19 protein-coding genes are annotated in these 24,456 nt (G+C 71.7%); 2 read left to right on the top strand and 17 right to left on the bottom strand.

Going from position 1 to position 24,456, the window contains the following annotated elements:
* Positions 1-63: 63 nt before the first annotated feature.
* The 7 genes from whiA to uvrA form a co-directional block, all read right to left on the bottom strand.
* Entirely contained in the window at positions 64-1,044 is a 981-nt protein-coding gene (gene whiA, locus OG589_RS08740) for a DNA-binding protein WhiA (RefSeq protein ID WP_248965560.1), read from the bottom strand.
* 138 nt (positions 1,045-1,182) lie between these two features.
* Complete coding sequence (yvcK, locus tag OG589_RS08735; protein ID WP_405151989.1) at positions 1,183-2,100, bottom strand: uridine diphosphate-N-acetylglucosamine-binding protein YvcK; 918 nt, start codon at positions 2,098-2,100, stop codon at positions 1,183-1,185.
* 380 nt (positions 2,101-2,480) lie between these two features.
* Positions 2,481-3,344 carry an RNase adapter RapZ gene (gene rapZ / locus OG589_RS08730; RefSeq protein ID WP_405151988.1) on the bottom strand — a complete coding sequence of 288 codons (864 nt, stop codon included), beginning with the start codon at positions 3,342-3,344 and terminating at the stop codon, positions 2,481-2,483.
* Between the two features lie 80 nt (positions 3,345-3,424).
* Positions 3,425-5,317: an excinuclease ABC subunit UvrC gene (gene uvrC, locus OG589_RS08725; RefSeq protein WP_405151987.1), complete on the bottom strand. Its 1,893-nt coding sequence runs from the start codon at positions 5,315-5,317 to the stop codon at positions 3,425-3,427.
* A gap of 33 nt (positions 5,318-5,350) precedes the next feature.
* Positions 5,351-6,904 (bottom strand): 6-pyruvoyl-tetrahydropterin synthase-related protein, encoded by a 1,554-nt coding sequence (locus tag OG589_RS08720; RefSeq protein ID WP_405147745.1) that lies wholly within the window; start codon positions 6,902-6,904, stop codon positions 5,351-5,353.
* 221 nt (positions 6,905-7,125) lie between these two features.
* Positions 7,126-7,596: a Rieske (2Fe-2S) protein gene (locus tag OG589_RS08715; RefSeq protein ID WP_405147744.1), complete on the bottom strand. Its 471-nt coding sequence runs from the start codon at positions 7,594-7,596 to the stop codon at positions 7,126-7,128.
* Between the two features lie 475 nt (positions 7,597-8,071).
* Positions 8,072-10,912 (bottom strand): excinuclease ABC subunit UvrA, encoded by a 2,841-nt coding sequence (gene uvrA / locus OG589_RS08710; protein WP_405147742.1) that lies wholly within the window; start codon positions 10,910-10,912, stop codon positions 8,072-8,074.
* 206 nt (positions 10,913-11,118) lie between these two features.
* Between uvrA and OG589_RS08705 the strand changes: the two genes are divergently transcribed.
* A complete protein-coding gene (locus OG589_RS08705) occupies positions 11,119-11,898 on the top strand; it encodes a maleylpyruvate isomerase family mycothiol-dependent enzyme (RefSeq protein ID WP_405147740.1) in 780 nt (259 codons plus the stop codon).
* Positions 11,895-12,539, top strand: a complete 645-nt coding sequence (locus tag OG589_RS08700) for an MBL fold metallo-hydrolase (RefSeq protein WP_405147739.1) — start codon at positions 11,895-11,897, stop codon at positions 12,537-12,539. The genes OG589_RS08705 and OG589_RS08700 overlap by 4 nt, the downstream gene beginning before the upstream one ends.
* A 72-nt stretch (positions 12,540-12,611) precedes the next feature.
* Here the strand turns inward: OG589_RS08700 and pssA are convergent, their stop codons facing one another.
* From pssA to OG589_RS08650, 10 genes are all read right to left on the bottom strand, one after another.
* Entirely contained in the window at positions 12,612-13,451 is an 840-nt protein-coding gene (pssA, locus tag OG589_RS08695) for a CDP-diacylglycerol--serine O-phosphatidyltransferase (protein WP_405147737.1), read from the bottom strand.
* A complete protein-coding gene (locus tag OG589_RS08690) occupies positions 13,438-14,085 on the bottom strand; it encodes a phosphatidylserine decarboxylase (RefSeq protein ID WP_405147736.1) in 648 nt (215 codons plus the stop codon). Before OG589_RS08690 ends, pssA begins: the two co-directional genes overlap by 14 nt.
* Before the next feature lie 121 nt (positions 14,086-14,206).
* The gene (locus OG589_RS08685; RefSeq protein ID WP_405147735.1) at positions 14,207-15,190 is read right to left on the bottom strand and encodes a TerC family protein; all 984 of its coding nucleotides are present in this window, start codon (positions 15,188-15,190) and stop codon (positions 14,207-14,209) included.
* Positions 15,191-15,485: 295 nt separating this feature from the next.
* Positions 15,486-16,577: a glycosyltransferase family 4 protein gene (locus OG589_RS08680; protein WP_405147734.1), complete on the bottom strand. Its 1,092-nt coding sequence runs from the start codon at positions 16,575-16,577 to the stop codon at positions 15,486-15,488.
* On the bottom strand, positions 16,570-18,345 hold the full coding sequence (gene murJ, locus OG589_RS08675) for a murein biosynthesis integral membrane protein MurJ (protein WP_405147732.1): 1,776 nt from the start codon (positions 18,343-18,345) through the stop codon (positions 16,570-16,572). The genes OG589_RS08680 and murJ overlap by 8 nt, the downstream gene beginning before the upstream one ends.
* A 10-nt stretch (positions 18,346-18,355) precedes the next feature.
* Positions 18,356-19,222 carry a hypothetical protein gene (locus tag OG589_RS08670; RefSeq protein ID WP_405147730.1) on the bottom strand — a complete coding sequence of 289 codons (867 nt, stop codon included), beginning with the start codon at positions 19,220-19,222 and terminating at the stop codon, positions 18,356-18,358.
* Positions 19,223-19,287: 65 nt separating this feature from the next.
* Entirely contained in the window at positions 19,288-20,259 is a 972-nt protein-coding gene (locus tag OG589_RS08665; protein ID WP_405147729.1) for a copper transporter, read from the bottom strand.
* A complete protein-coding gene (steA, locus tag OG589_RS08660) occupies positions 20,256-21,452 on the bottom strand; it encodes a putative cytokinetic ring protein SteA (RefSeq protein ID WP_405147727.1) in 1,197 nt (398 codons plus the stop codon). Before steA ends, OG589_RS08665 begins: the two co-directional genes overlap by 4 nt.
* A 166-nt stretch (positions 21,453-21,618) precedes the next feature.
* On the bottom strand, positions 21,619-23,337 hold the full coding sequence (gene recN / locus OG589_RS08655; protein ID WP_405147725.1) for a DNA repair protein RecN: 1,719 nt from the start codon (positions 23,335-23,337) through the stop codon (positions 21,619-21,621).
* A gap of 195 nt (positions 23,338-23,532) precedes the next feature.
* Positions 23,533-24,441, bottom strand: a complete 909-nt coding sequence (locus OG589_RS08650) for an NAD kinase (protein ID WP_405147724.1) — start codon at positions 24,439-24,441, stop codon at positions 23,533-23,535.
* Between the last annotated feature and the right edge of the window lie 15 nt (positions 24,442-24,456).

Here is a 24,456-nt window from a genome sequence, read left to right as displayed (position 1 = left end):
ACCACCGGACCACCGCCCCGAGCCGTCACGCCCGACGCGGTCAGGGGACCGGCCCGGGCGGGGTCACGGGGCCAGCATCTCGGCGGTGAGGTTGGCGTCGGTGCTGGCGATGCCGAGGTCGGAGGCGCGCTTGTCGGCCATGGCGAGCAGCCGCCGGATGCGGCCGGCTATGGCGTCCTTGGTCAGCGGGGGGTCGGCGATCTGGCCGAGCTCCTCCAGCGACGCCTGCTTGTGCTCCACCCGCAGCCGCCCGGCGATCACCAGGTGCTCGGGGGCGTCGTCGCCGAGGATCTCCAGCGCGCGCTGAACCCTGGCCCCCGCGGCCACCGCCGCACGGGCCGACCTGCGCAGGTTGGCGTCGTCGAAGTTGGCGAGCCGGTGGGCCGTGGCGCGCACCTCGCGGCGCATCCGGCGCTCCTCCCAGGCCAGCACGCTGTCGTGGGCCCCGAGGCGGGTGAGCAGCGCGCTGATCGCGTCGCCGTCCCTGACCACCACCCGGTCGACCCCCCGCACCTCCCGCGCCTTGGCGTGGATCTTGAGCCGCCGCGCCGAGCCGACCAGCGCCAGCGCCGCCTCGGGGCCTGGGCAGGTCACCTCCAGCGACATCGAGCGGCCGGGCTCCGTCAGCGAGCCGTGCGCGAGGAAGGCCCCCCGCCACGCGGCCTCGGCGTCGCACGTCGCCCCCGACACCACCTGGCGCGGCAGCCCGCGCACCGGGCGCCCGTGGTTGTCGATCAAACCGGTCTGGCGGGCCAGCGCCTCGCCGTCGCGATACACCCGCACCACGTATCTCGAGCCCTTGCGCAGGCCGGCCGGCGCGAGCACCAGCACCTCGGCCTTGTGCCCGAACACCTCGCCGATGTCCTTGATCAGACGTCGAGCGGTGACATTGGTGTCGAGCTCCGCCTCGATGACGATGCGCCCGCCCACAAGGTGCAGCCCGCTCGCGAACCGAAGCAATGTCGACACCTCGGCCTTGCGGCAGCAAGGCTTCAGCACCGCAAGCCGGCTCAGCTCGTCCTTCACCACACCCGTCATGGCCATGTGCCTGTGTCCTCCCCCAAACAGACGCGTCTCATGGTCGAAGCCGCATCCTCGCGCCCCGTGGACGTTGTCTCCGCCCGACGCGGCTCCATCGGCCCCCGGCAAGTCTCTCGCACCCCGTGGGCGCGCTGACCAGGATCAACGCTTCCCACGGAAAATCTCGTCCAGGACCGAGGCAAGCCGTCGTGCATCATGCCTCGGCGAGCCGTCGGAGGCGGCCACGTCGGCGAGCACCAGGCGCCCGCCGAGGGCGTCGGCCGCCTTCTCCAGCTCGTCACGCTCCTCCACCACCCCGTGATCGGCCAGCACGACGTCGACCGTGAGGTCGGGGGCGTGCTCGCGCAGCACCTGCAGGTGCTTCTCCGCGGAGAAGCCGTCGGTCTCCCCCGGCTGCGGCGCCAGGTTCAGCGCGACCAGCCGCCGGGCGGCGGTGGTGTGCAGCGCCCCGGCGAGCTGGGGCACCTTCAGGTGCGGCAGCACGCTGGTGAACCACGACCCCGGGCCGAACACGACCCAGTCGGCGCCCCGCACCGCCTCGACCGCCTCAGGGCAGGCGGGCGGGTCGGCGGGCACCAGGGAGATCGCCTGGACGTTGCCCGGCGTGACCGCGCAGGCCACCTGCCCCCGGACGACGGTCACCGTGCCGTCGAGCTCCACCTCGGCCTCGATGTCGATCGGCACCGACGCCATCGGCAGCACCCGGCCGTGCGCCCCGAGCAGGCGGCCCACCCAGTCGAGCCCGGCCACGGGGTCGTCGAGCAGCTCCCACAGCGCCACGATCAAGAGGTTGCCGACGGCGTGCCCGTGTAACTCGCCCTCGCTGCGGAAGCGGTGCTGGACCACCTTGCTCCAGGTCTGCCCCCAGTCGTCGTCTCCGCACAGGGCGGCAAGGGCCATGCGCAGGTCACCGGGGGGAAGGACGCCCAGCTCGCGCCTGAGCCGCCCGCTGGAGCCCCCGTCGTCGGCGACGGTCACCACCGCCGTCAACTCCCCCGTAACCCTCCTCAGGGCCGACAGGGACGCGTACAGGCCATGCCCACCACCAAATGCCACCACCCGCACGTCACGCCCGCCCCGGGCCGGCTTGCCCTCACCGTTCCCGACCTGCTCCAGCGAGGTCGGCTTCCCCTCAGGCGCGCCCGTCATGTCTGGGATCGGCTTCCGCTCATGGTCGCCAGTCGCCTCCGACGGGGTCGGCCTCCCCTCAGGCGCGCCCGTCATGTCTGAGATCAGCTTCCGCTCATGGTCACCGGTCTCCTCCGACGGGGTCGGCTTCTCCTCACGCCTGCCGGCCTCCCTCGGCGAGATCTCGTCCCGCTCGAAGGCCTCCGGCCCGGCAGCGCCCGGGTGCTCGCCCTCTTCGGTATCGGTGTCTGATCGCCCGCTCGGCGGGGCCTCACCACGGGATGTGCCCGTGGGTGCCCCGTTTCGATCGCTCACTCGCGGCCCACATCCCGATGGCTCACCTGCACTTCCATGCCCCGATCGCGCAATCGGACGCCGATCTGCTCGGACATGGCCACGCTCCGGTGCTTGCCGCCGGTGCAGCCCACGGCGAGGGTGGCGTAGCCCTTGCCCTCGCGGACGTAACCGGTGGCGACGACGCGGAGAACCTCCTCGTAGGCGTCCAGGAACTCCTTGGCGCCCGGCTGGCTCAGGACGTACTCCCGCACGGGGGTGTCGAGGCCGCTCATGGGGCGCAGCTCGGGCACCCAGTGGGGGTTCGGCAGGAACCTGCAGTCGACCACCAGATCGGCGTCGACGGGCAGGCCGTACTTGAACCCGAAGGACACGACGTTGACCCGCAGGCCGGGACGGTCCTCGCCGCCGAAGAACGAGACGATCTTGCCTCGCAGCTCGTGCACGTTGTGCGAGGAGGTGTCGATGACCAGGTCGGCGTTGGCGCGGACCTCCCGCAGGATGCCGCGCTCCCTCGCGATGCCGTCGACCAGCCGCCCCTCGCCCTGGAGCGGGTGCGGGCGACGGACGTTCTCGAAGCGGCGGACGAGCTCCTCGTCGCTGGCCTCGAGGAAGACCACGCGCACGGCGACGCCGCGCGCCTCCAGCTCCTCGATGGCGGTGTTGAGGTCGGTGGTGAAGGCCAGGCTGCGCACGTCGACGACGGCGGCGACCTTGTCGGTGTCGAGCTTGACCCGCCCGGCCTCCTCGGCCATGGCGAACAGCATGCCCGGCGGCAGGTTGTCGATGACGAACCAGCCCAGGTCTTCCAGGGCCTTGGCCGCCGTGCTGCGCCCGGCTCCGGACATGCCGGTGACGATGACGAACGCGGTGTCGCTCACCGCGCCCTTACGGTCTCGCGGCTCGCCGGAGCGCGACCGTGAGGTGTCGTGGTCATTGTCGTTTCCGCTGGTGTTCTCGGTCACGTTCCCTCCCCCTTCAGCGCCGCAACGATCGCCTCGGCCGTCGAAAGCCCGATGCCAGGAACCTCGCGGATCTCGTCGACGGAGGCCCCCTGCAACCGTTTGACGGATCCGAAGCGCTTCAGCAAGGCCTGCTTGCGCGCCGATCCGAGCCCGCGAATCTCGTCCAGAGCGCTCTCTTTGACAGACTTTGCGCGTTTCGATCGATGGTAGGTGATGGCGAATCGGTGAGCCTCATCGCGCACCCTCTGTAGAAGATAGAGCCCTTCGCTGCTCCGGGGCAGGATGACAGGCTGGTCGTCGCCGGGAAGCCACACCTCCTCGAGCCGCTTCGCCAGCCCGCTCACCGAGACGTCGTCCACCCCGAGCTCGTCGAGGGCCCGCTGCGCCGCCGCCACCTGAGCCGGGCCGCCGTCGACCACGACCAGATTGGGAGGGTACGCGAACCTGCGCGGCTTGCCCGTCTCGGGGTCGATGGGCTCGGGATCGAGCTCGCCGCTCGCCGCCCGCTCCTCCACGTGGCGCTTGAACCGCCGGGAGATCACTTCGTAGATCGAGGCGACGTCGCCCTGCCCGGCCGTGCCCCGGATCGCGAACCGGCGGTACTCGCTCTTGCGGGCGAGGCCGTCCTCGAACACCACCATCGAGGCCACGACGTCGTCACCCATCAGGTGGGACACGTCGTAGCACTCGATGCGCAGCGGCGCCTGGTCGAGATCAAGAGCGTCGGCGATCTCCTGCAGGGCCCGGCTGCGGGTGGTGAGATCGCTCGCCCTGCGCAGCTTGTGCTGGGCCAGGGACTCCTTGGCGTTGCGCTCGACGGTCTCCATCAGCGTCTTCTTGTCGCCGCGCTGGGGAACCCGCACCTCGACCCGCGACCCCCGCTGCTCGGTGAGCAGCTCGGCCACGGCGTCGACCTCGGGCGGGAGTGCCGCCACCAGGACCTCGCGCGGCACCGCCTCGGGAGAGGCCTCGCCGTACATCTGCAGCAGGAAGTGCTCCACCAGCTCGCCCGGGGAGGGCTCCTCCACCTTGTCGACGACCCAGCCGCGCTGGCCGCGGATGCGGCCTCCGCGCACGTAGAAGACCTGGACGGCGGCCTCCAGCGGGTCTTCGGCGAGCGCGACCACGTCACAGTCGGTGCCCTCGCCGAGCACCACGGCCTGCTTCTCGAGGGCACGCTGGAGCGCCTGGATGTCGTCGCGGAGCCGCGCGGCCCGCTCGTACTCCTCGGCGGAGGCGGCCTCGCGCATGTCGCGCTCGAGCCGCTTGATGAAACGGGTGGTGTTGCCCGCCATGAAGTCGCAGAAGTCCTCAGCGAGCCGGCGGTGCTCCTCCTCGGTCACCCGGCCGACGCACGGGGCGGAGCACTTGTCGATATAGCCCAGCAGGCACGGCCGCCCGATCTGCCCGGCGCGCTTGAACACCCCCGCCGAGCAGGTGCGCACGGGGAACACCCGGAGCAGAAGATCGACGGTCTCGCGGATCGCCCAGGCGTGGGAGTAGGGCCCGAAGTAGCGGGTGCCCTTGCGCTTGGCGCCGCGCAGGACCTGCACCCGGGGGAAGGCGTCGCCCATCGTGACGGCGAGGAAGGGATAGGACTTGTCGTCCCGGTATTTGACGTTGAACCGGGGGTCGAACTCCTTGATCCACGAGTATTCGAGCTGGAGGGCCTCGACCTCGGTGCCGACGACGGTCCAGTCGACGCCCTCGGCGGAGGTGAGCATCGTCTGGGTGCGCGGATGCAGGCTCGCGAAGTCGGCGAAGTAGGAGTTGAGGCGCTGCCGAAGGCTCTTGGCCTTGCCGACATAGATGACCCGGCCCTGGGCGTCCCTGAAGCGGTAGACGCCCGGGGACTCGGGGATCGACCCCGGCTCGGGGCGAAAACTCAGGGGGCTGTTCGCGGGTCTTGCCACACTGAAAGCCTATCCGGACCCGCCGACAGAATAGGGCGATCCAGCACGCCATAGGGGCGTGACAGAGGGGGTGAAGATCCCTGCCCGGGCCCTGACGACTCGGGGCCTGCAGAGCAGCGTTTCGCGGCCGGAGGCGGCCACCGGGACGAACCCGGGCACCTCGGGCGGCCGGCGGCCGAGCAGGCACCGCACGCCGTACCGGTCGGCGAGGGCCAGCCGCTCCTCCGGCGGGGTGGCGCCCGCGAACATGCGCCGCTGCGCCGTGCGGCGCGCCGTCTCGTCCGCGACGAACGGATAAGGGTAGGGCGGGGCGACCGCGCGCACCCCCCATCCCACGAGCGTGCGGGTGGCGGCGGCGCGCCTGGCCATCACGACGTCGCCGTCACGCACGTACGGCCGGGCGAACTCGGCGCGGTGGTCGATCCTGCCGCCCGGCCAGTGCTCGGTCGCCCTGGCCGGGACCAGGTCCGCCGGGACGCCCGGCGGCAGCGCGCGGGCGATCCCCGGCGCCGCGCCGAACAGGCCGGCCACGCACGCCGTGGCCGCGACGGCGCCGTACGGCCTCCAGCCCGCCAGCCGGTCCCCCAGGCAGCGTGCGACGGCAAGCTGGGACATCAGTGCGACGACCGGGATGAGCCTGGTGAACTCATACCTTCCGAGGAGCACCGCGACGGTCACCACCGCCGTCCCTGCCGCGAATCCCACGGCCAGCTCTCGCCCGAGCGGCAACCGCCTGCCGAGCCACAGGGCCGGTATCCCCACCAGGACCAGCCAGTACTTCCCGAAGGCGTTCGCGACGAGCGTCGAGTGGATCCGCGAGAAGCCGGATCCCGCCCGTGCCAGCGCCGAGAGCTCGGCGTACGGCCAGAGCGCCGCCAGGGCGAGGGCGCCGATGCCCGCGCACGCGAGCGCGATCAGGCGTCCCCTGGTCCAGGCCCGCGGCCGGGCGAGCAGGAAGGCGGCGGCCACGAAGGCCGTCTCGGCGGCGGTGAAGGGGTGCACCAGCACGATCAGCGCCGCGAGCACGGCCAGGCGCACCAGGTCGGACGGGCGGCCCTCCTCCCGGAAGCGCAGCATGAACGCCCAGCACGGCGGCATGAGCGCCAGCGCGAGGGTGGACGGATAGGGCTGGGTGAACGACAGCGAGGCCATCGGCGGGAACCCGCTCCACGCGAAGGGCCGCGTCCCCCAGAGCAGCAGGACGAAGACCACCGCGAGTACGGCCGTCGCCGTCCGGTCGCCGAGGCGGCGGCAGAACACGCGCAGCCCCCACAGCAGCAGCCCGGCGTTCGCCACGCCCGCCCACGAAAGGACGGCCTCCGGCGTCAGCCCGGTCGTCCGCGAGACGAGGGCCAGCAGCAACGTGTACGGCGTGAAGTAGGGGCTCCCCACCTGCCCGCCCACCAGCGGGTCCTCGGGCGCCAGCGGATGATGCGCCAGGGCCCGGACCGTGGCCACGTGGAGATGCCAGTCGCCCGTCCAGGCATGCCTGCCGGCGACGAGCACCGACCAGGCCGACACGATCACCGACAGCAGCAGGTACCCCCCGCCGCGCACGCGCATGGCTTCCCCCACAGCGCATGCGATCACATCCGTCCGGGAGGACCTGTCCGCCAGAGGTCAATGTCCCGCAAAGCCTCACACGCCCCACTGAACCGACCCACGGACCACACGGGCACCGGGCCGCCATCTCCCCCCTCGTGGGGGGTTCTCGCAGCGAGGGCGGGGGTGCGGGGCCGGTGCCCCCCACCCCCGCCCGTTCGCGAGGCCGTTCCGGAGACGACTCAGGCGAGGCTGATGGAGCCGCCCTCGACCTTGATCTGCTTCTCGGCCAGCGGCTCGCTCGCCGGGCCGTTGGAGACCGAACCGTCGGCGATGCTGAACTTGCTGCCGTGGCAGGGGCAGTTGATGGTGCCGTCGGAAACGGAGGCGACCGGGCACCCCTGGTGGGTGCAGACGGCGCTGAACGCCTTGAACTCACCGTCGTTGGGCTGCGTGACGACGATCTTCTCCTTCTTGAAGATCTTGCCGCCACCCTTGGGGATGTCGCTCGTCTTCGCCAGACCGCTGGAGCCGGCCGCCGCGTCGCCCGCGGCGTCACCGGCGGAGGACGCCGGGGCGGAGTCCGAGGAGGAATCTCCACTGCCGGCCGTGGTCGCCGCGTCATATCCGCTACACGCGGTCAGCACCACGGCCAGGCCGGCGCCACTCGCGCCGAGCATAACCGCACGCCGTGTCGTATCCGTGTCCGTCATGTTTGCCTTCCTAGAGGTCTGTTATCTGCTGCTACGGCTCGCGCCGCGACTTGGTTCAGCATGCGGCGACAAGTAACCAGGGGAGTATGAACAATTACGCATAACGCGCAGGTCAAATGGACCTTGAAGCCACCCCATGATCGAACTCCCCTACAGCCCCGCAGCCGCCCCACACCGCCACAGCCCAGGTGCGGCCAGCCCTGCCCAAGCCCGACTCCGCCGCCACAACCGGTACGGCCCTGACCAAGCCCCACCGCGCCGCCACACCCCGTACGGCCGTGCCCAAACCCGGCCACGCCGCCACACCCGTACGGCCCTGACCAAACCCGGCCACGCCGCCACACCCGTACGGCCCTGACCGACCGCGCCGTCACAGCCCGCGCGCTCTCGACCCGGCCCCCCGGCCCACGCCGCAGCCCCCCGTGGCCGTTATGGGGCCGGGCGGCGTGGTGTGAGGGGTGAGGGATGAGGGAGATCAGCCTCCGAGGATCTTGCTGAGGAAGCGGCCGGTGTGGCTGTCCTCGATGCGGGCGACCTGCTCGGGCGTGCCGGTGGCGAGCACGAGCCCACCGCGGGAGCCGCCCTCGGGACCCATGTCGATCACCCAGTCGGAGGTCTTGATGACGTCGAGGTTGTGCTCGATCACGATGACGGTGTTCCCGCTGTCGACCAGGCGGCCGAGCACGCCCAGCAGCTTGCGGATGTCCTCGAAGTGGAGGCCGGTGGTCGGCTCGTCGAGCACGTAGACGGTGCGGCCCGTGGACCGCCGCTGGAGCTCGGAGGCGAGCTTGACCCGCTGCGCCTCGCCGCCGGACAGGGTGGTCGCCGGCTGGCCCAGCCGGACGTACCCGAGGCCGACGTCGTTGAGGGTCTTCAGGTGCCGCTTGATCGCCGGGATCGCGTCGAAGAACTCCAGCGCCTCCTCGATCGACATGTCGAGGACCTCGGAGATCGTCTTGCCCTTGTAGTGGACCTCCAGGGTCTCCCGGTTGTAACGGGCGCCGTGGCAGACCTCGCACGGGACGTAGACGTCGGGGAGGAAGTTCATCTCGATCTTGATGGTGCCGTCGCCCGAGCACGCCTCGCAGCGCCCGCCCTTGACGTTGAAGCTGAACCGGCCGGGAAGGTAGCCGCGGATCTTCGCCTCGGTCGTCTGCGCGAACAGCTTGCGGACGTGGTCGAACACCCCGGTGTAGGTCGCGGGGTTGGACCTCGGCGTGCGGCCGATCGGGCTCTGGTCGACATGGACGACCTTGTCGACCTGGTCGGTGCCGGTGACCCGGGAGTGCCTGCCGGGCACGGTCTTCGCGCCGTTGAGCTCCTTGGCCAGGGCGTTGTACAGGATGTCGTTGACCAGCGTGGACTTGCCCGAGCCCGACACTCCGGTCACCGCGGTGAACACGCCCAGCGGGAACTCGACGTCGACGCCCTTGAGGTTGTGCTCGCGGGCGCCCTTGACCACGAGCTTGCGCTTGGAGTCGCGCTTGCGCCTGCTGGCGGGCAGGTCGATGCTCCTGCGCCCGGAGATGTAGGCGCCGGTCAGGGAGTGCTCACTGGCGAGCAGGTCTTCCACGGTGCCGGACACCACGACCTGGCCGCCGTGCTCGCCCGCGCCGGGGCCGATGTCGACCACCCAGTCGGCGGCGGCGATGGTGTCCTCGTCGTGCTCGACGACGATGAGCGTGTTGCCCATGTCGCGCAGGCGGATCAGCGTGTCGAGCAGCCGCTGGTTGTCGCGCTGGTGCAGGCCGATCGACGGCTCGTCGAGGACGTACAGCACGCCGACCAGGCCCGAGCCGATCTGGGTGGCCAGCCGGATGCGCTGGGCCTCTCCTCCGGCGAGTGTGCCCGCCGCGCGGTCGAGGGTGAGGTAGTCGAGGCCGACGTCGAGCAGGAAGCCCAGCCGGGCGTTGATCTCCTTGACGACCCGCTCGGCGATGTGGCTGTCACGCTCGGAGAGGGTGAGCCCCCCGAGGAACTTGGCGCACTCGCCGATCGACATGCCCGACACCTCGGCGATGGAGGAGTCGCTGACCGTGACCGCGAGCGAGACGGGCTTGAGGCGGGCGCCCTTGCAGGTGGGGCAGGGGATCTCCCGCATGAAGCCCTCGAACCGCTCGCGCGTGGAGTCGCTCTCGGCCTCGGCGTGCCGCCGCTGCACCCACGGGATCACGCCCTCGAAGGTCGTGTAGTAGGAGCGCTGCCTGCCGTAGCGGTTGCTGTAGCGGACGTGGACCTGCTCGTCGTGGCCGCGCAGCAGGGCCTTCTGCGCCGGCTTGGGCAGCCGCTCCCAGGCGGTGTCGAGGTCGAACCCCATCGCGTGGCCGAGGGCCTCGACCAGGCGGATGAAGTAGTCGCTGGTGTGGCCGCCCGACCACGGGGAGATGGCGCCGTCGCCGAGGGACTTCTCGGGGTCGGGCACCACGAGGTCGGGGTCGACCTCCATGCGGGTGCCGAGGCCGGTGCAGTCGGGGCACGCGCCGAAGGGCGAGTTGAACGAGAAGGAGCGCGGCTCGAGCTCCTCGAACGACAGGTCGTCGTACGGGCAGTAGAGGTGCTCGGAGTAGAACCGCTCGCGACCCGGGTCGTCCTCGGGGAGGTCGACGAAGTCGAGCGTGATCGTGCCGCCCGACAGCCCGAGCGCGGTCTCCACCGAGTCGGTGAGGCGCCGGCGCGCGCCGTCCTTGACCGAGAGGCGGTCGACGATGACCTCGATGTCGTGCTTCTCGTACTTCTTCAGGGTCGGCGGCTCCTCCAGCCGGACGACCGTGCCGTCGACGCGGGCGCGCGCGAAGCCCTTGGTCTGCAGCTCGCGGAACAGCTCGGCGTACTCCCCCTTGCGCCCGCGGATCACCGGGGCGATCACCTGGAACCGGGTGCCCTCGGGGAGCTCCAGGACGCGGTCGACGATCTGCTGCGGGGTCTGCCTGGCGATGGGGCGGCCACAGGCCGGGCAGTGGGGCTTGCCGATGCGCGCCCACAGAAGGCGCAGGTAGTCGTAGACCTCGGTGATCGTGCCGACGGTGGAGCGGGGGTTGCGGGAGGTCGACTTCTGGTCGATGGAGACGGCCGGAGACAGGCCCTCGATGAAGTCGACGTCGGGCTTGTCCATCTGCCCGAGGAACTGCCTGGCGTAGGACGAGAGCGACTCGACATAGCGCCGCTGACCCTCGGCGAAGATGGTGTCGAAGGCCAGGCTGGACTTACCCGAGCCGGAGAGCCCGGTGAAGACGATGAGGGCGTCTCGCGGCAGGTCAAGCGAGACGTCCTTGAGGTTGTGTTCGCGGGCGCCACGAACGATCAAGCGGTCGGCCACAGCAGATCTCTCATGTTGGGTTGCGATCCACGGCAGCCGGAACTGGCCACCTTTGACTAGTCGCCGCCACTCTAACGACGGGGTCCGACAGTTTTCTTCCGCTCCGGCGAGGGCACCGGCGTCCCCGAGGGCCGCCCGCGGGGAAGGGCCGGCGCGTACGGAGAGCGCCCGCGCGAGCGGGCCCGTGTGGAGCGATGATGACGTGCATGACCGTTCTCGACGACCTTCAGGCCGAGCTCACCGCGGCCACGAACCGGATGCTCGCCACCGCGGCCACGCTCTCGGACGCGGACGTCACGGCCCCCTCCCTGCTTGCGGGCTGGACCCGCGGCCACGTGCTCACCCACGTCGCGCGCAACGCGGACAGCCACATCAACCTGGTGACCTGGGCCAAGACGGGTGTGTACACCCCACAGTACCCAACGCCCGGCGCCCGGGAGGCCGAGATAGCCGAAGGCGCCGGCAGGCCGATCGCCGAGCAGCACGCCGACCTGGCGGACAGCGCGGCCCGGCTCGGCGCCGCGTTCGCCACGATGCCGCCGCAGGCGTGGGCCGCCGCCGTGCGGGGCATGCGGCCGCCCGATCACCCCGCCTGGTACCTGCTCGCACGCCGTATCCGGGAGGTCGAGATCCACCACGTCGACCTGGGAGCCGGCTACACCTGGGCCGACTGGCCCGAGGAGTTCGTCCTGCGCGAGCTCCACGACGCGATGGCGGGCTGGCCGTACGCCGAGAGCACCGTCAGCGCGGTCCACGCCGGCGACCGGAGTTGGACGGGCCTCGGCGAGGGCCCCGTGGTGGAGGGGCCGCCCCCGGCCGTGCTCGCCTGGCTGACGGGCCGCCTCCCGGACGGGGGCACCGGAGAGGCGGGCGGCGGGACGGGCCCGGGGCTTAGGCTGGCCGAGAAGCCGCCGGCGGCGCCGCCGTGGCTGACCATGCCGGCACCGCCCGGCCTTCCGGCGACACCACCTGAGGAGTACCCATGACCTATACCGGTGATGTGACCGCCGACGGTCCCGCCGACGTGCGCGAGCTGCCCGACCTGACCATCAGCAAGATCGAGGTCGGCGACTTCGGCAACAACGCCTACCTGCTTAGATGCCGTGAGACCGGCGACGGCGTGCTGATCGACGCGGCGGCCGACGCGGGCAGGCTGCTCGACCTGGTCGGCGACCTGCCGATCAGCAAGATCATCACGACCCATCAGCACCAGGACCACTGGATGGCCCTGGCCGAGGTGGCGAAGGCCACCGGAGCCGAGACCGTCGCCCACCCGCTGGACGCGCCGGGCCTGCCCGTGCCGGTCACCCAGCCCGTGGAGCACGGCGGCAAGGTCACCGTGGGGGTGGTCACGCTCGACGTGATCCACCTGCGCGGCCACACCCCTGGGTCGATCGCCCTGCTCTACCAGGACTCCCACCTGTTCACCGGCGACTCGCTCTTTCCCGGAGGAGTCGGCAACACCCAGCGCGACCCCGCCCGGTTCGAACGGCTCTACACCGATGTGGTGGAGCGGGTCTTCGACCGGCTTCCCGACGAGACCTGGGTGTATCCCGGCCACGGCAAGGACACCACCCTCGGAGCCGAGCGCCCCTCCCTGCCCGAGTGGCGCGCCCGGGGCTGGTAGGCCTCTGGGCGAAGACGCGAGACGGCCCGGCCCCCCAGGGGACCGGGCCGTCTCAGCAGGCCGGGAAAAGGATCACCGGACGGCGGCCTCGGTCTCCTTGCGCTCCTTGCGCTGCTCGCGCTTGAACATCAGCACGCGCAGCGGAATGGCCGACACCAGCGCGATCTGCATGGACGCGCCGATCTGGATGAGCAGGTCGCCGCCGGTCAGGTCGGCCGCCCAGATGATGAGGCAGGCGACGTTGACCATGATCCAGGCCAGCACGACCGCCGCGAGGTTGCCCTTGGGCTTGGGGTACTCAATGCGGCTGACCATGAGCCAGGCCACCGCGAAGATGCCCACCACGGTGAAGTACGACGGCTCGAACAGCAGCACGATCGACACGACGGTCATGGCGCCCATGGGGATGGGCAGGCCCATGAAGTCGCCGCTCTTGGTCTTCACGCAGGCGAAGCGCGCCAGCCGTACGACGCCCGCCCCGAGGACGGAGACGGCGGCGCAGAGCACCAGCCAGAGCGGGAGCTTCTGGGAGAAGCCCGCCCAGGCCACCACCATGAAGGCGGGGGCGAAGCCGAAGCTGATCACGTCGGCGAGGTTGTCGAGCTCGGCCCCCATGGCCGAGGCCCTGAACCTCCTGGCCACCAGCCCGTCGAACAGGTCACAGGTGGCGCCGATCAGCAGCAGCACCACGGCGGTGGCGAAGTACCTGGGGTCGGGATGGAACTCACGCGACTGCTGGAGCTGCGTGATCGCCGACCACGCCAGAACGCAGACGGCCAGGAAGCCGCAGATCGCGTTGCCCAGGGAGAGCGAGTCGGCGGCGGAGAGCCGGAACGCCTTCCCGACGGGTCCCCGTGGTTCTTCGTCCTCGTCCACGCCCTCCATGGACCAGCCTGCGTCAGCCGTGGTCAATGCGAGTCACTCCTGCCGTCGTCCGCTGCCCAACGCGCACCGCTGGGGCGATCCCTTCTGGAAGGTAGATGTCCACCCGCGAGCCGAAGCGGATCAGCCCGATCCGCTCCCCCCGCGAGACCTTGGCACCCGCGCCGAGGTAGGGCACGATGCGGCGCGCCACGGCTCCGGCGATCTGCACGAGCTCGATGTCGCCCAGTGCCGTGTCGAAGTGCCAGACGACCCGCTCGTTCTGGTCGCTGTCCTTGTTGAACGCGGGCTTGAAGCCACCCGCCACATGCCGCGTCGAGGTGACCGTGCCGTCGAGCGGCGCGCGGTTCACATGGACGTTCAGCGGGCTCATGAAGATCGCGACACGCGTGCGCCCGTCCGGCTGGGGGTCGATGCTCTGGACCACGCCGTCGGCCGGGCTCAGCACCAGCCCGGTGCCGAGGTCGCGGTCGGGGTCGCGGAAGAACCACAGCATGGCGCCTGTGAGAGCGGTCAGCGGAGCCGCCGCGAGCACCCACGGGCGGGACCGCCGGGCCAGCGCCGCCGAGATGGCGGCGGCTGCGACCGTGGGAACCAGCCAGGGGGAAACGCCACGTGCCAGCCGTACGCGGCGGCGACTGTGGCTTGGCGAATCGTTGGACACTGGGAACCTTTTGTGATGTTTGCGGCCAGAGACCGGATTGTGACTTGTCGCCGAATGTTACCCATCTCGCCGCCGTTACATAGCAATACGAGACAAGCAAATCGCTGCAAGCACCAATTCACTACCCCTGGGACACCTTCGCCGGGGCGGTGGCTTCGCCGGCCTTCTTGTCACGCCTGGCCTTGATGAGGCTGGCCACGGTGGTGACCACCATCGTGACGCCGATGACCGAGAGGGAGACCCAGATCGGCACTTCCGGCGCCCAGGAGACACCACTGGTGTGCAAGGCCTCCAGGATGAGCTTAACCCCGATGAAGCCCAAAATGAACGACAGACCGTAGCTGATGTAGACCAACCGCTGCAGCAGACCACCAAGCAGGAAGTACAGCTGACGCAGCCCCATCAGGGCGAACGCGTTGGCGGTGAAGACGATGAAGGCGTCCTTGGTGAGGCCGAAGATCGCCGGGATCGAGTCGAGGGCGAACAGCAGGTCGGTGGTGCCGATGGCGATCATCACGATCAGCATGGGGGTCACCATGCGGCGCCCGCCCACCCGAGCGGTGATCTTGGAGCCGACGAAGCCGTCGGTGGTCGGGAAGATCCGGCGCACCCAGCGCAGAAGGAGGTTCTCCTTGAACTCCTCCTCGTCGTGCCCGCGCAGCATGTTGACCGCGGTGTAGATGAGGAACGCGCCGAACACGTAGAACAACCAGCCGAAGCGCTCCAGGGCGGCGGCGCCCACGAGGATGAAGACGCCGCGCATCACCAGGGCCATCAGCACGCCGACGAGAAGAACCTTGTGCTGGTAAATCTTGGGAACCGCGAACCGGCCCATGATGATGTAGAACACGAACAGGTTGTCGACGCTCAGACTGTATTCGGTGAGATAGCCGGCGAAGAACTCACCGGCCTTGTCCACGCCCTCGACGGCGAGCAGCCCGATGCCGAACAGCACCGCCAGCCCGACGTAGAAGCCGACCCAGAAACCGGCCTGGCGCATCGAGAACTCTCGGGGCTCACCCCTGTCGACGATCCACAGGTCTACGGCGAGAACCACCAGCAACCCGCCGATGACCGCCGCCCATGCCCACAGGGATACGTCCAAGACAAACCTCCGGCCCGCGTCAAAGTGCCGGAGGTCTCTCCCGCCCGCGCCCTGAGGCCTCGGACCGGCAGCCCCGGGCACGCCGTAAGGGACGTACCGTGATGACGAGGCTGTCGCGAAGGGATACTCCCCCCCTCAGAGGAGGAGTATAGGCGAGCACATAAGCCTTACCTAATCAGCCTTTGCGCGACACCGGGGCTTCCCGGACGGCGCGCCCGTCCAGCAGGGCACGGGCCGGGACGCCGGCGGGCCGTGCGGCCCCGCGCGACCATGGACGCGACCGGGCCCGGACCCTTCAGCGTCCGGCGCCCGGGAGCGCTCCGTACACCTCGCGCACCGCGCGGAGCGCGGCCTCCTCGTCCGGTAGCGGACGTGCCCCGGCCGCCGCGGAGAGGCGCTCGGCCAGGCCGGGGTCGGCGAGCAGCCTCGCGATCTCCCGCCGCAGGGCCGCCGCGTCTCCCGGCGGCACCAGCAGGGCGGCGTCGCCCACCATGCCGGGGATGCCGCCGACCGCCGTCGCGATGATCGGCACCCCCGCCCTCAGCGCCTCCTGCACGTTCAGCGGCTGCCCCTCCCACCGGCTCGGCACGACCAGGGCGCCGGCCGCCTGGAGCAGGTCGGCCACGTCGGCGCGGTCGCCCAGCAACCGTACGGGCAGCCCTTCGGCGTCGATGCGCGCCTGGAGGGCACCGCGCAGGGGCCCCTCCCCGGCGACGGCGAACAGCGGGACGACACCGGCGTAGGGGCCCCTCGCGGCGTCCAGCAGCGTCTCCAGGCCCTTCTGCTGGGCCAGCCTGGCGATGGTGAGCAAGATCGGCCGGTCCCCCGGCGCCAGCTCCGCCCGGACCTCCGCGACCGTTCTCCCGGGCGGATCGAGAGGTGGCGCAGGGACGACGGCGTCCGCGACGCACCGCGCGCCGCGGGCGCGCATCCGCTCCCCCAGATCAGGCGCGACGACCAACACCTGATCAGCCTTTTTCGCGACAATGCGCTCCAAAAGCCCATATATCGCGCCAATCGCCCCTGTAGCGGTCAGGGCGTTGTGCAGGGTGACCACCAGGCCGGTACGGCGGCCCGCCAGGGCGAGGGCGGCCAGCGCTCCGGCGCGCAGCCCGTGGGCGTGCACGACCTGCGCCCCGGACGTCACCCTCCTCAGGCGCTCCACGGCGCTCAGGTCGCTCAGAGGGCGCGGCCGGTCGGAGATGGGCACCTCCGCGAAACGGGCGACCTCCGAGAACCCGAACGCCTCGTCCGTGCTCGCCGGACCCGCCACGACGACCTGGCGTCCCTCGCGGGCCAGCCCACCGGCGAGCATCCGCACGTGCCGCCCCACCCCGCCCGCGCTGGTGCCGAGCACCAGGACAACGCGCCGCGCCGCCTCAGCCATCGCCGTCGTTCCTTCCCCGTCGGTCGTCCGGGACCTGCCCGGCCCCACCCCTCCCCGGATCACCCTCCGGGCCCGTCCTTCGCGCGCGGGAGAGCACCGAGGCCAGGTCGCGCCTGTCTACCACGAGCGCGACGGCCAGGGACACCGTCACGGCCGCGAGACCGGCCAGCGCGGCCACGCCCACGTTGGCGACCGGTCCGCGGACGCTCAGGAGAGAGGTGATCCAGAGCCCCGCGAGGAAACCCGCCCCGCCTCCGAGCACGGCGGCGAGCGACGCGCGCACGACGCCCGCGAGCGCCCTCGCGCCCCGCGTGCGGGCGACCGCCACCAGCAGCAGCGCCCCTCCGGCGGTCATGCCGGCCGCGCTGCCGAGGGCGAGGCCGCCGAGCTTCCACGGGCCGGGGAACGCCAGCACGAAGACGGTCTGCGCCACCATGACCACCAGCCAGCCGGTCACCATGCCTGCGGCGGCCGCCCTGCCCTTGCCGTCCGCGTACAGGACACGGCTCAGGTGGGCGATCAGCCCGTATCCGATCAGCCCCGGGGCGAAGAGCGCGATGGACCTGGCGAGCTGCCCGGCGGAGACGTCGCTGGCCATGCCGTCGACGAACACCGCCGCCACCGGGGCCGCGACGGCCGCGAGCGCGCCCGCGGCGAGCCCCGAGACCAGCACGACGGCCCGGGTGGTCTGCGCGGACAGGGCCGCGAAGCCGTCTGCGTCCCCGCGCTCGGCGCGCGCGGACAGCGCGGGGAACACGCTCGTCGCGATGGGCACCGCGAGCACGGCGTAGGGCACCTGGTAGATCGCCCACGCGTAGTTGTAGCCGGCCAGCCCTCCCGCGCCGACCTGGCGGTTGGCGAGCCAGACCACCAGGGCCATGGCCGCCTGCTGGGCCACCAGGGCGCTCAGCCCCGCCACGGCGAGGCGGCGTACGCGGGCGGCGACACCCTCGGGGAAGCGCAGGGTGGGCCTCAGCCGGAGCCCGAGCCGCGAGGACGGCCCGATCACGGTGACCACCAGCGCGAGGACGCCCAGGGTCGTGCCCACAGAAAGCGCGAGCTCGGCGGGGCGCGGAACGGCCGACAGGGGCGCCTTGACGTCCTCGCTGAGCGGCACGAAGGCGAGGTAGGCGAAGATCACCACGAGGCTGGACACCAGCGGGGCCACGGCGGGGCCGGTGAACCTCCGATGGGCCTGCAGCACGCCGTACAGCACCACCGCCAGGCCGTACAGCGGGATCTGCGGCGCGAAGACGACCAGCATGCGGGCGGCGACGGCCGTGAGGTCGCCGGTGGCGCACCCCTTCACCTCGCCGGCGAACAGCTCGATCACCGGATGCGCGGCGAGGGCGGTGACGACGCCCAGCGGCACGAGCAGCACCAGCACCCAGGTGAGCAGGGCGGAGGTGGTCCACCCGACCTCGGCCCTGGCCCGCGCCGCCTCGGCGGCGCCCTCGCCGGCCTCCGCCGGAGCACCGCCCGTGGCCCCGGCCTGTACGCGCACGCCGACGTCAGGGGCGAGCGAGCGGGACGCCGCTCCGGCGAGCACGGGCACGACCATGCCGGCCAGCGCGCCCCCCACGACGACCTCGAAGACGATGTTCGGCACCTGGTTGGCCGTGAAGTAGGCCGTGGCCAGGCAGTTCGTGCCGACCGTGCGGGCGAGCACCAGCTGCTTGGCGAAACCGACCACCCTGGCCAGGATCGTGATGACCCCGATCAGGACCGCCGCCGCGGCGACGCCCTGGCCCACCCGTCTGATCATCATGCCCGTCGGATCATGCGGGGCGGCGGCCCAGCATGTCGAGACGGTGGAGCGCCGGGTTGCCGGCGATGACCTTGGTGAAGCTGACCTTCTCGGAGGCGGCGGTGAGCGCCGCGACCGTTCCGAGCACGACGAGGCGGGACGGGCGCCGCAGCCCCGTGACCGCGGCCACCCCGAGCAGGGCGCCGAGCGCGTTGGCTCCCGCGTCGCCGAGCATCGCCCGCTCGCCCAAATCCTCCGGCAGCAGGGCGAGCCCCGCTCCGATCGGCACGGCGGTGAGCGCGGCGCCCGCCGGGGCGCCCTTCGCCAGGGAGGCCACGAGCAGGGGCGCACCGGTCAGCAGGCCGACCTTGATGGCGCGGCCGGGACGCAGGTCGAAAAGGTTGGCCAGGTTGGCGCTCCCGGCGATCAGCGCGCCGTTGAGCAGGGTGTCCACGGCCCGCCCCCCGGAGCCCCTGTGGTCGCCGGGCAGGAGCGCGGCGGCCGCCAGGCCCGCCGCCCCGATGCCGAGGATCTTCACCGCGCCGCTGGTCACCTCGCCGCGCGCCAGCGCCGTCAGGTGGCCCTTGAAGCCCTTGGACGAGGTGGCGCCGCGCAGGTCGTCGTACGCGCCGAGCGCGCCGCTGCCCACGCAGGCGAGCACGGCCGCGGCGCGCGCCCGCCCGGGCAGGCCGGGAGCGAGGACCGCCGCGGCTCCCGCACCGGCCACGAAGGCGGGACCTTCGAGCAGGGTGATCGGCTCACCGCGGTGGTTGGTGCGCGTCCAGGTCTTCTCGTCGCCGATCGGCGGGCGGCGGGTGAACGCGGCGTAGGCCGCGCGGGCGACGACGGCGCCGAGGGCCGCGCCCGCCAGGGCGCCGAGCCAGGAGCGATGGGCCACAGCAGATCCCTCTTAGTCGGAAAGTGCCCGGCGCGAGGCCGGGGAGCGTGGTCGTCAGGGGCAGGTCAGCCGCCCGCGGCCCCCGTGGGACTGGGCGTGGGCGAGGGGGACGGCTCGGCGGCCGTGGCGTCGGAGCCGAGGCCGTACTGCCCGGTGTCCCCGCCGACCTGCTCTCGCAGAGAGTAGACCACCACGGCCCGGCCGAAGGCCATATCGACGTTGTCGACGGTGGAGACCTTCGCCGACACGTCGCTGTCTGCGCGCACCGCCGCGATCACGCCCGCGGCGGCCGAGGTCGGCACCACCCCGGCCACGACGGTGCCCTCGCCGGCGTCGTCCAGGCCCGCGGCCAGCGAGACGACGGCGGAGGTCTGCGCCTCGGCGGTCTCCCCCTCGTAGGGGGTAGCGGGGGCCACCATGAGGGCGAGCGTCGCGCGCCTGCCCGGGTCGCCGTCGAGGGTCACCAGGCCGCCGCTCTCGAAGGAGTCGAGCACCCCGGCGGCCGAGGGGTTCTCCTTGTCGGCCTGCGTCTTGTCGGAGGTCACGATGGCGCTGGCGAGCACCGCCGCCGCCTTGTCGTACGGGGTGGCGTCCGGGGGGAAGGCCAGCGCGGTGGGCTTGGCCGTGGTCGCGAGCTGGTCGATCACCCCCGCCTGGTCGGCGGTGAGGAACTTCTCGGTGATCGAGACCCGCCCGCTCACCGCGGCCCCCGCCGCCGTGAGCACCCGCTGGAGCGGCTCGCGGAGCTTGGAGTCGGCGCCGGGCGCCTCCACGATCACGACGCGCTCGCCGGCCAGGGCCGCCTGCACGAGCTGCGGGAGCCGGTCGGCGACGAAGGCGTCGCCGGCCCCGCCGCGCGTCTGCAGGTCGGACAGCTGCGAGTGCAGCTCGTTGTTGTTGGCGCGCAGGTTCGCGGTGACCTTCTCCGTGGACGCGACCAGCGGGGCGTTCAGCACCGTGCTGCCGAGCACGATGCCGACGGCCAGCGCGAGGAAGATCGCGACGATGGAGACGAGGTGATAGCGGAAATCGATCACGAGAAGAGCCCGACCAACCAGAAGATGAAACCGTTCCAGGCGTCCCGAAGTCCGTTCAGCCAGACCTTGCCCATCGGCGAGAACCACAGCACCACGCCCACGGTGAAAAGAGCGGTGGCCACGAGCAGCAGCAGCGAGCCGATGGAGATGCGGCTGCGGTAGAGCCTGCTGACGCCCTTGGCCTCCACGAGCTTGCCGCCGACCCGCAGCCGGGTCAGGAAGGTGCTCGCCATGCCCGACCGGCCCTTGTCGAGGAACTCCACCAGAGTGCCGTGCGTGCCGACCGCCACGATCAGGCTCGCGCCCTTGTCGTCGGCGAGCAGGATCGCGATGTCCTCGCTGGTGCCGGTCGCGGGGAAGACCACGGCCTCCTGGCCGAGCTGCTGGACCCGCTCGAGGCCCGGCGCGCGGCCGTCGCGGTAGGCGTGCACGACCAGCTCGGCGCCGCAGCACAGCGCGCGCTCGGAGACCGAGTCGAAGTCGCCCACGATGAGGTCGGGCAGGTAACCGGCCTCCATCAGGGCGTCGGCGCCGCCGTCCACGCCGATCAGGATCGGGCGGTACTCCCTGATGTAGGAGCGGAGGGTGGCGATGTCCTCCTTGTAGTGGTAGCCGCGCACCACGACCAGGACATGCCTGCCCTCCATGGAGGTGCGGATGTCGGGCACCCCCACGCCGTCGATGAGCAGGTCGCGCTCGCGGCGGATGTACTCCATGGTGTTCATGGCGAAGTCTTCGATCTGGATCGACAGGCCCGCCCGCGCCTCGGTCATCGCGGCCTCGATGGTCTCGGCCGTGACCACCTCGCCCTTGCCGACGAGCTCCTCGTCGAGGTAGATCTCGCCCTCGTGGACGCGCACCACGTCGCCGTCGCGCACGCGGTCGAAGATCTCGGGGGTGGAGCCGTCGACGAGCGTCACCCCGGCGTTCACCAGGATCTGCGGGCCGAGGTTGGGATAGCGCCCGCTGATGCTCGCCGCGATGTTCACCACGACGGAAACACCGCACGCGACAAGAGCCTCCGCGCTCACCCGGTCGACGTCGACGTGATCGATGATCGCGATTTCCCCGGGCCGGAGGCGCTTGGTCAGCCTCTTGGTCCGCCGATCGATCCTCGCCACTGCCGTCACCCCGGGAAGGTCTGAAACCTTCCTGCGGCGGAGGCCCTGAACCTTAAAGGTCGGCACCTTCATCACGAACCATCCTGCCAGAGCGTGCGACCAAGATGTGCCCGCATCATGGCGTGTCTGTTTTGTCACTGTCGCTGGGTCGCGGGCGCTGAGCGCGCGACCACGGGCCCCCGCGGCCCCGGTCAGTCCCCCCGCATACCCCCTGAACAGGGGCGTCTGGACCTGGAGCTCAGCTTGCCGCCTTGTCCGCCGCCGCGATCGACAGCAGCTCCTCGGCGTGCGCGCGGCCGAGCTCGGAGTCTTCGAGACCGGCCAGCATGCGAGACAGCTCCCTCGCGCGGGCCTCCGGGTCGAGCGCGGTGACCCCGCTGCGGACCACGCGCCCGTCGCTGGCCTTCTCGACGACCAGATGCTGGTCGGCGAAGGCCGCGACCTGCGGCAGGTGGGTGACGACGATCACCTGGGCGGTGCGGGCCAGGCGGGCGAGGCGCCGCCCGATCTCCACCGCCGCCTTGCCGCCCACGCCGGCGTCGACCTCGTCGAACACGAAGGTGGGCACCGGGTCGGCGCCGGCGAAGACGACCTCGATGGCCAGCATGACCCGGCTGAGCTCTCCTCCTGAGGCGCCCTTGTTGAGCGGCAGCGCCGGGGCTCCCGGATGGGACATCATGCGCAGCTCGATCTCGTCGGCCCCCTCGGGACCGAACTGGCCGCTCGGCGTGAGCACCACGACGACCTTGGCGTGGGGCATGGCGAGCGCGGAAAGCTCGGCGGTGACGGCCTCGCCGAAGCGCTCGGCGGCGGCCGTGCGGATGCCGGTGACCTCGGCCGCGAGCTCGGTGAGCCGTGCGAGGAGCTCCTCGTGCTCGCGGGTGAGCTCGGCGACGCGGTCGTCGTCGCCGTCCAGCTCGGCCACCCGGGAGGCGGCCTCCCTGGCCCAGGCCAGCACCGCCGTGGTGTCCCCCCCGTACTTCCTGACCAGGCCGTTCACCACCGCGCGGCGCTCCTGCACGGCGGCCAGCCTGGCCGGGTCGGCGTCGACGGACTCGGAGTAGGCGGCGAGCTCGGTGGCCACGTCGGACACGAGGTATCCGGCCTCGGCGAGCCGGTCGCCGATGGCCGAGAGCGTCGCGTCGTACGACCGGACGGCCTCGACGGCCGACCGCGCCTGCCCGAGCAGCGACACGGCGTCCTGCGCGCTCTGGAGACTGCCCATGGGGTCGCCGAGCAAGGCGGTGTGGGCCTCGACGGCGGCGTTCTTCAGCGAGTCGGCGTGCGCGAGGCGCTCCTCCTCCTGCTTGAGCTCGAGCTCCTCGCCTGGCCTGGGATCGGCCTTCTCGATCTCCTCCAGGCCGAAGCGGAGGTGGTCGGCCTCCTGCGCCCGCTCGCGGGCCCGGGTGGTGAGCTCGTCGAGCGTCTGGCTGACGTCCTTGTGGCGCTTGTACGCCTGGGTGTAGGCGCGCAGGGGCTTGACGAGCTCCTCGCCGGCGTACCGGTCGAGGGCCGCGCGCTGGCGGCCGGGTTGGAGCAGCCGCTGCTGGTCCATCTGGCCGTGGACGGCGACGAGGTCCTCCGCGAGGTAGGTGAGCGTGCCGACCGGGACGGACCTGCCGCCCAGCCACGCGCGCGAGCGGCCCTCGGCGGAGATCGTCCTCGAGATGATGAGCTCGCCGTCCTCGATGGCGCCGCCGGCGTCCTCCACCTGCTGGGCGACGCGGCCTTGGGCCTCGACGACCAGCGTGCCCTCGACCGTGGCGCGCTCGGCGCCCGGACGGACACGCGCGGGGTCGGCCCTGCCGCCGAACAGCAGGCCGAGCCCGGTCACGACCATCGTCTTGCCCGCGCCCGTCTCGCCCGTGACGACGGTGAGACCCGATGAGAGCTTCAGAACAGCCTCATCGATCACCCCGAGCCCTTTGATCCGGACCTCATCGACCCGTGGCCGCACTGGGTCCCTCCCGCCGTTTCGCCGCGCCGCCTCCGATCGGGCACACCTCGCCGGACCGTGTGGGGCTTGGCTCGGTCACCTCTCCGTGCGGGTCGATCCTACGCGGAAATCGCCAAGGTTTTCGATGACTGGGGTCGCCAACGCCCCGGACGGGGTCGTTCGCGCGCCTCGGCCGAGGCCGCGCGGCTCTCCCGGCTAGGGGCGGACGCGCCCGCGCCACCCCTGGACGGGAAGGTCGAACTTGGCGACGAGCCGGTCGGTGAAGGGGGCCCCGGTCGTGTCGGCGTCGTGCAGCCGCGCCAGCAGTACGGGAAGGTCGGCGCGCCGCATCTCGACCCGCACGCCCGGCGGGAGGTCGAAGCGCCGGCGGCCGTCGCACCACAGGACGCCGCCCGGCGTGCCCGGCAGGAGCTCCATGGCGATCGTCGACCTCGGGGAGACCACCAGGGGGCGCGCGAAGAGCGCGTGGGCACTGTTGGGCACCAGCAGCAGCGCCTCGACCTCGGGCCAGACCACCGGCCCGCCCGCGGAGAACGCGTAGGCCGTCGAACCCGTGGGAGTGGCGCATATCACCCCGTCGCATCCCCACCGGGACAGCGGCCGGCCGTCGATCTCGGCGACGACCTCCAGCATGCGGTCGCGCTTCTCGACGCTCGCCTCGTTCAGGGCCCAGGTGGTGGCCAGCGTCTCGCCGTTGGCCCGGACCCGCACGTCGATGGTCATGCGCTCCTCGACGGTGTACCGGCCGGTCACGACGCGGTCGACGGCCTCGGCGAGGTCGGCCATCTCGGCCTCCGCGAGGAAGCCCACGTGGCCGAGGTTGACCCCGAGCAGGGGGGTGCGGGCGGGCCGGGCCAGCTCGGCGGCCCGCAGCAGCGTGCCGTCACCGCCCAGCACCATCAGCACCTCGGCGTCCTCCGCGGCGGCGGAGCTCGCCGGCACGACGTCGACACCCGGGACGCCGATCTCCTCGGCCTCCGGCTCCATGACCCGGACCATGAAGCCCGCCTCCAGGAACCGCTGGATCACCAGCCGCGCGCTGTCGACCGCGGGCTCGCGCCCGGTGTGGGCGGTGATCAGCACCGTGCGCTTCGCGCTATCCATGGTCCACTCCGCTCG

It is taken from the genome of Sphaerisporangium sp. NBC_01403, assembly GCF_045040145.1.
GTDB classification, from domain to species: domain Bacteria; phylum Actinomycetota; class Actinomycetes; order Streptosporangiales; family Streptosporangiaceae; genus Sphaerisporangium; species Sphaerisporangium viridialbum.
This window is presented reverse-complemented; position numbering and strand designations above follow the sequence as displayed.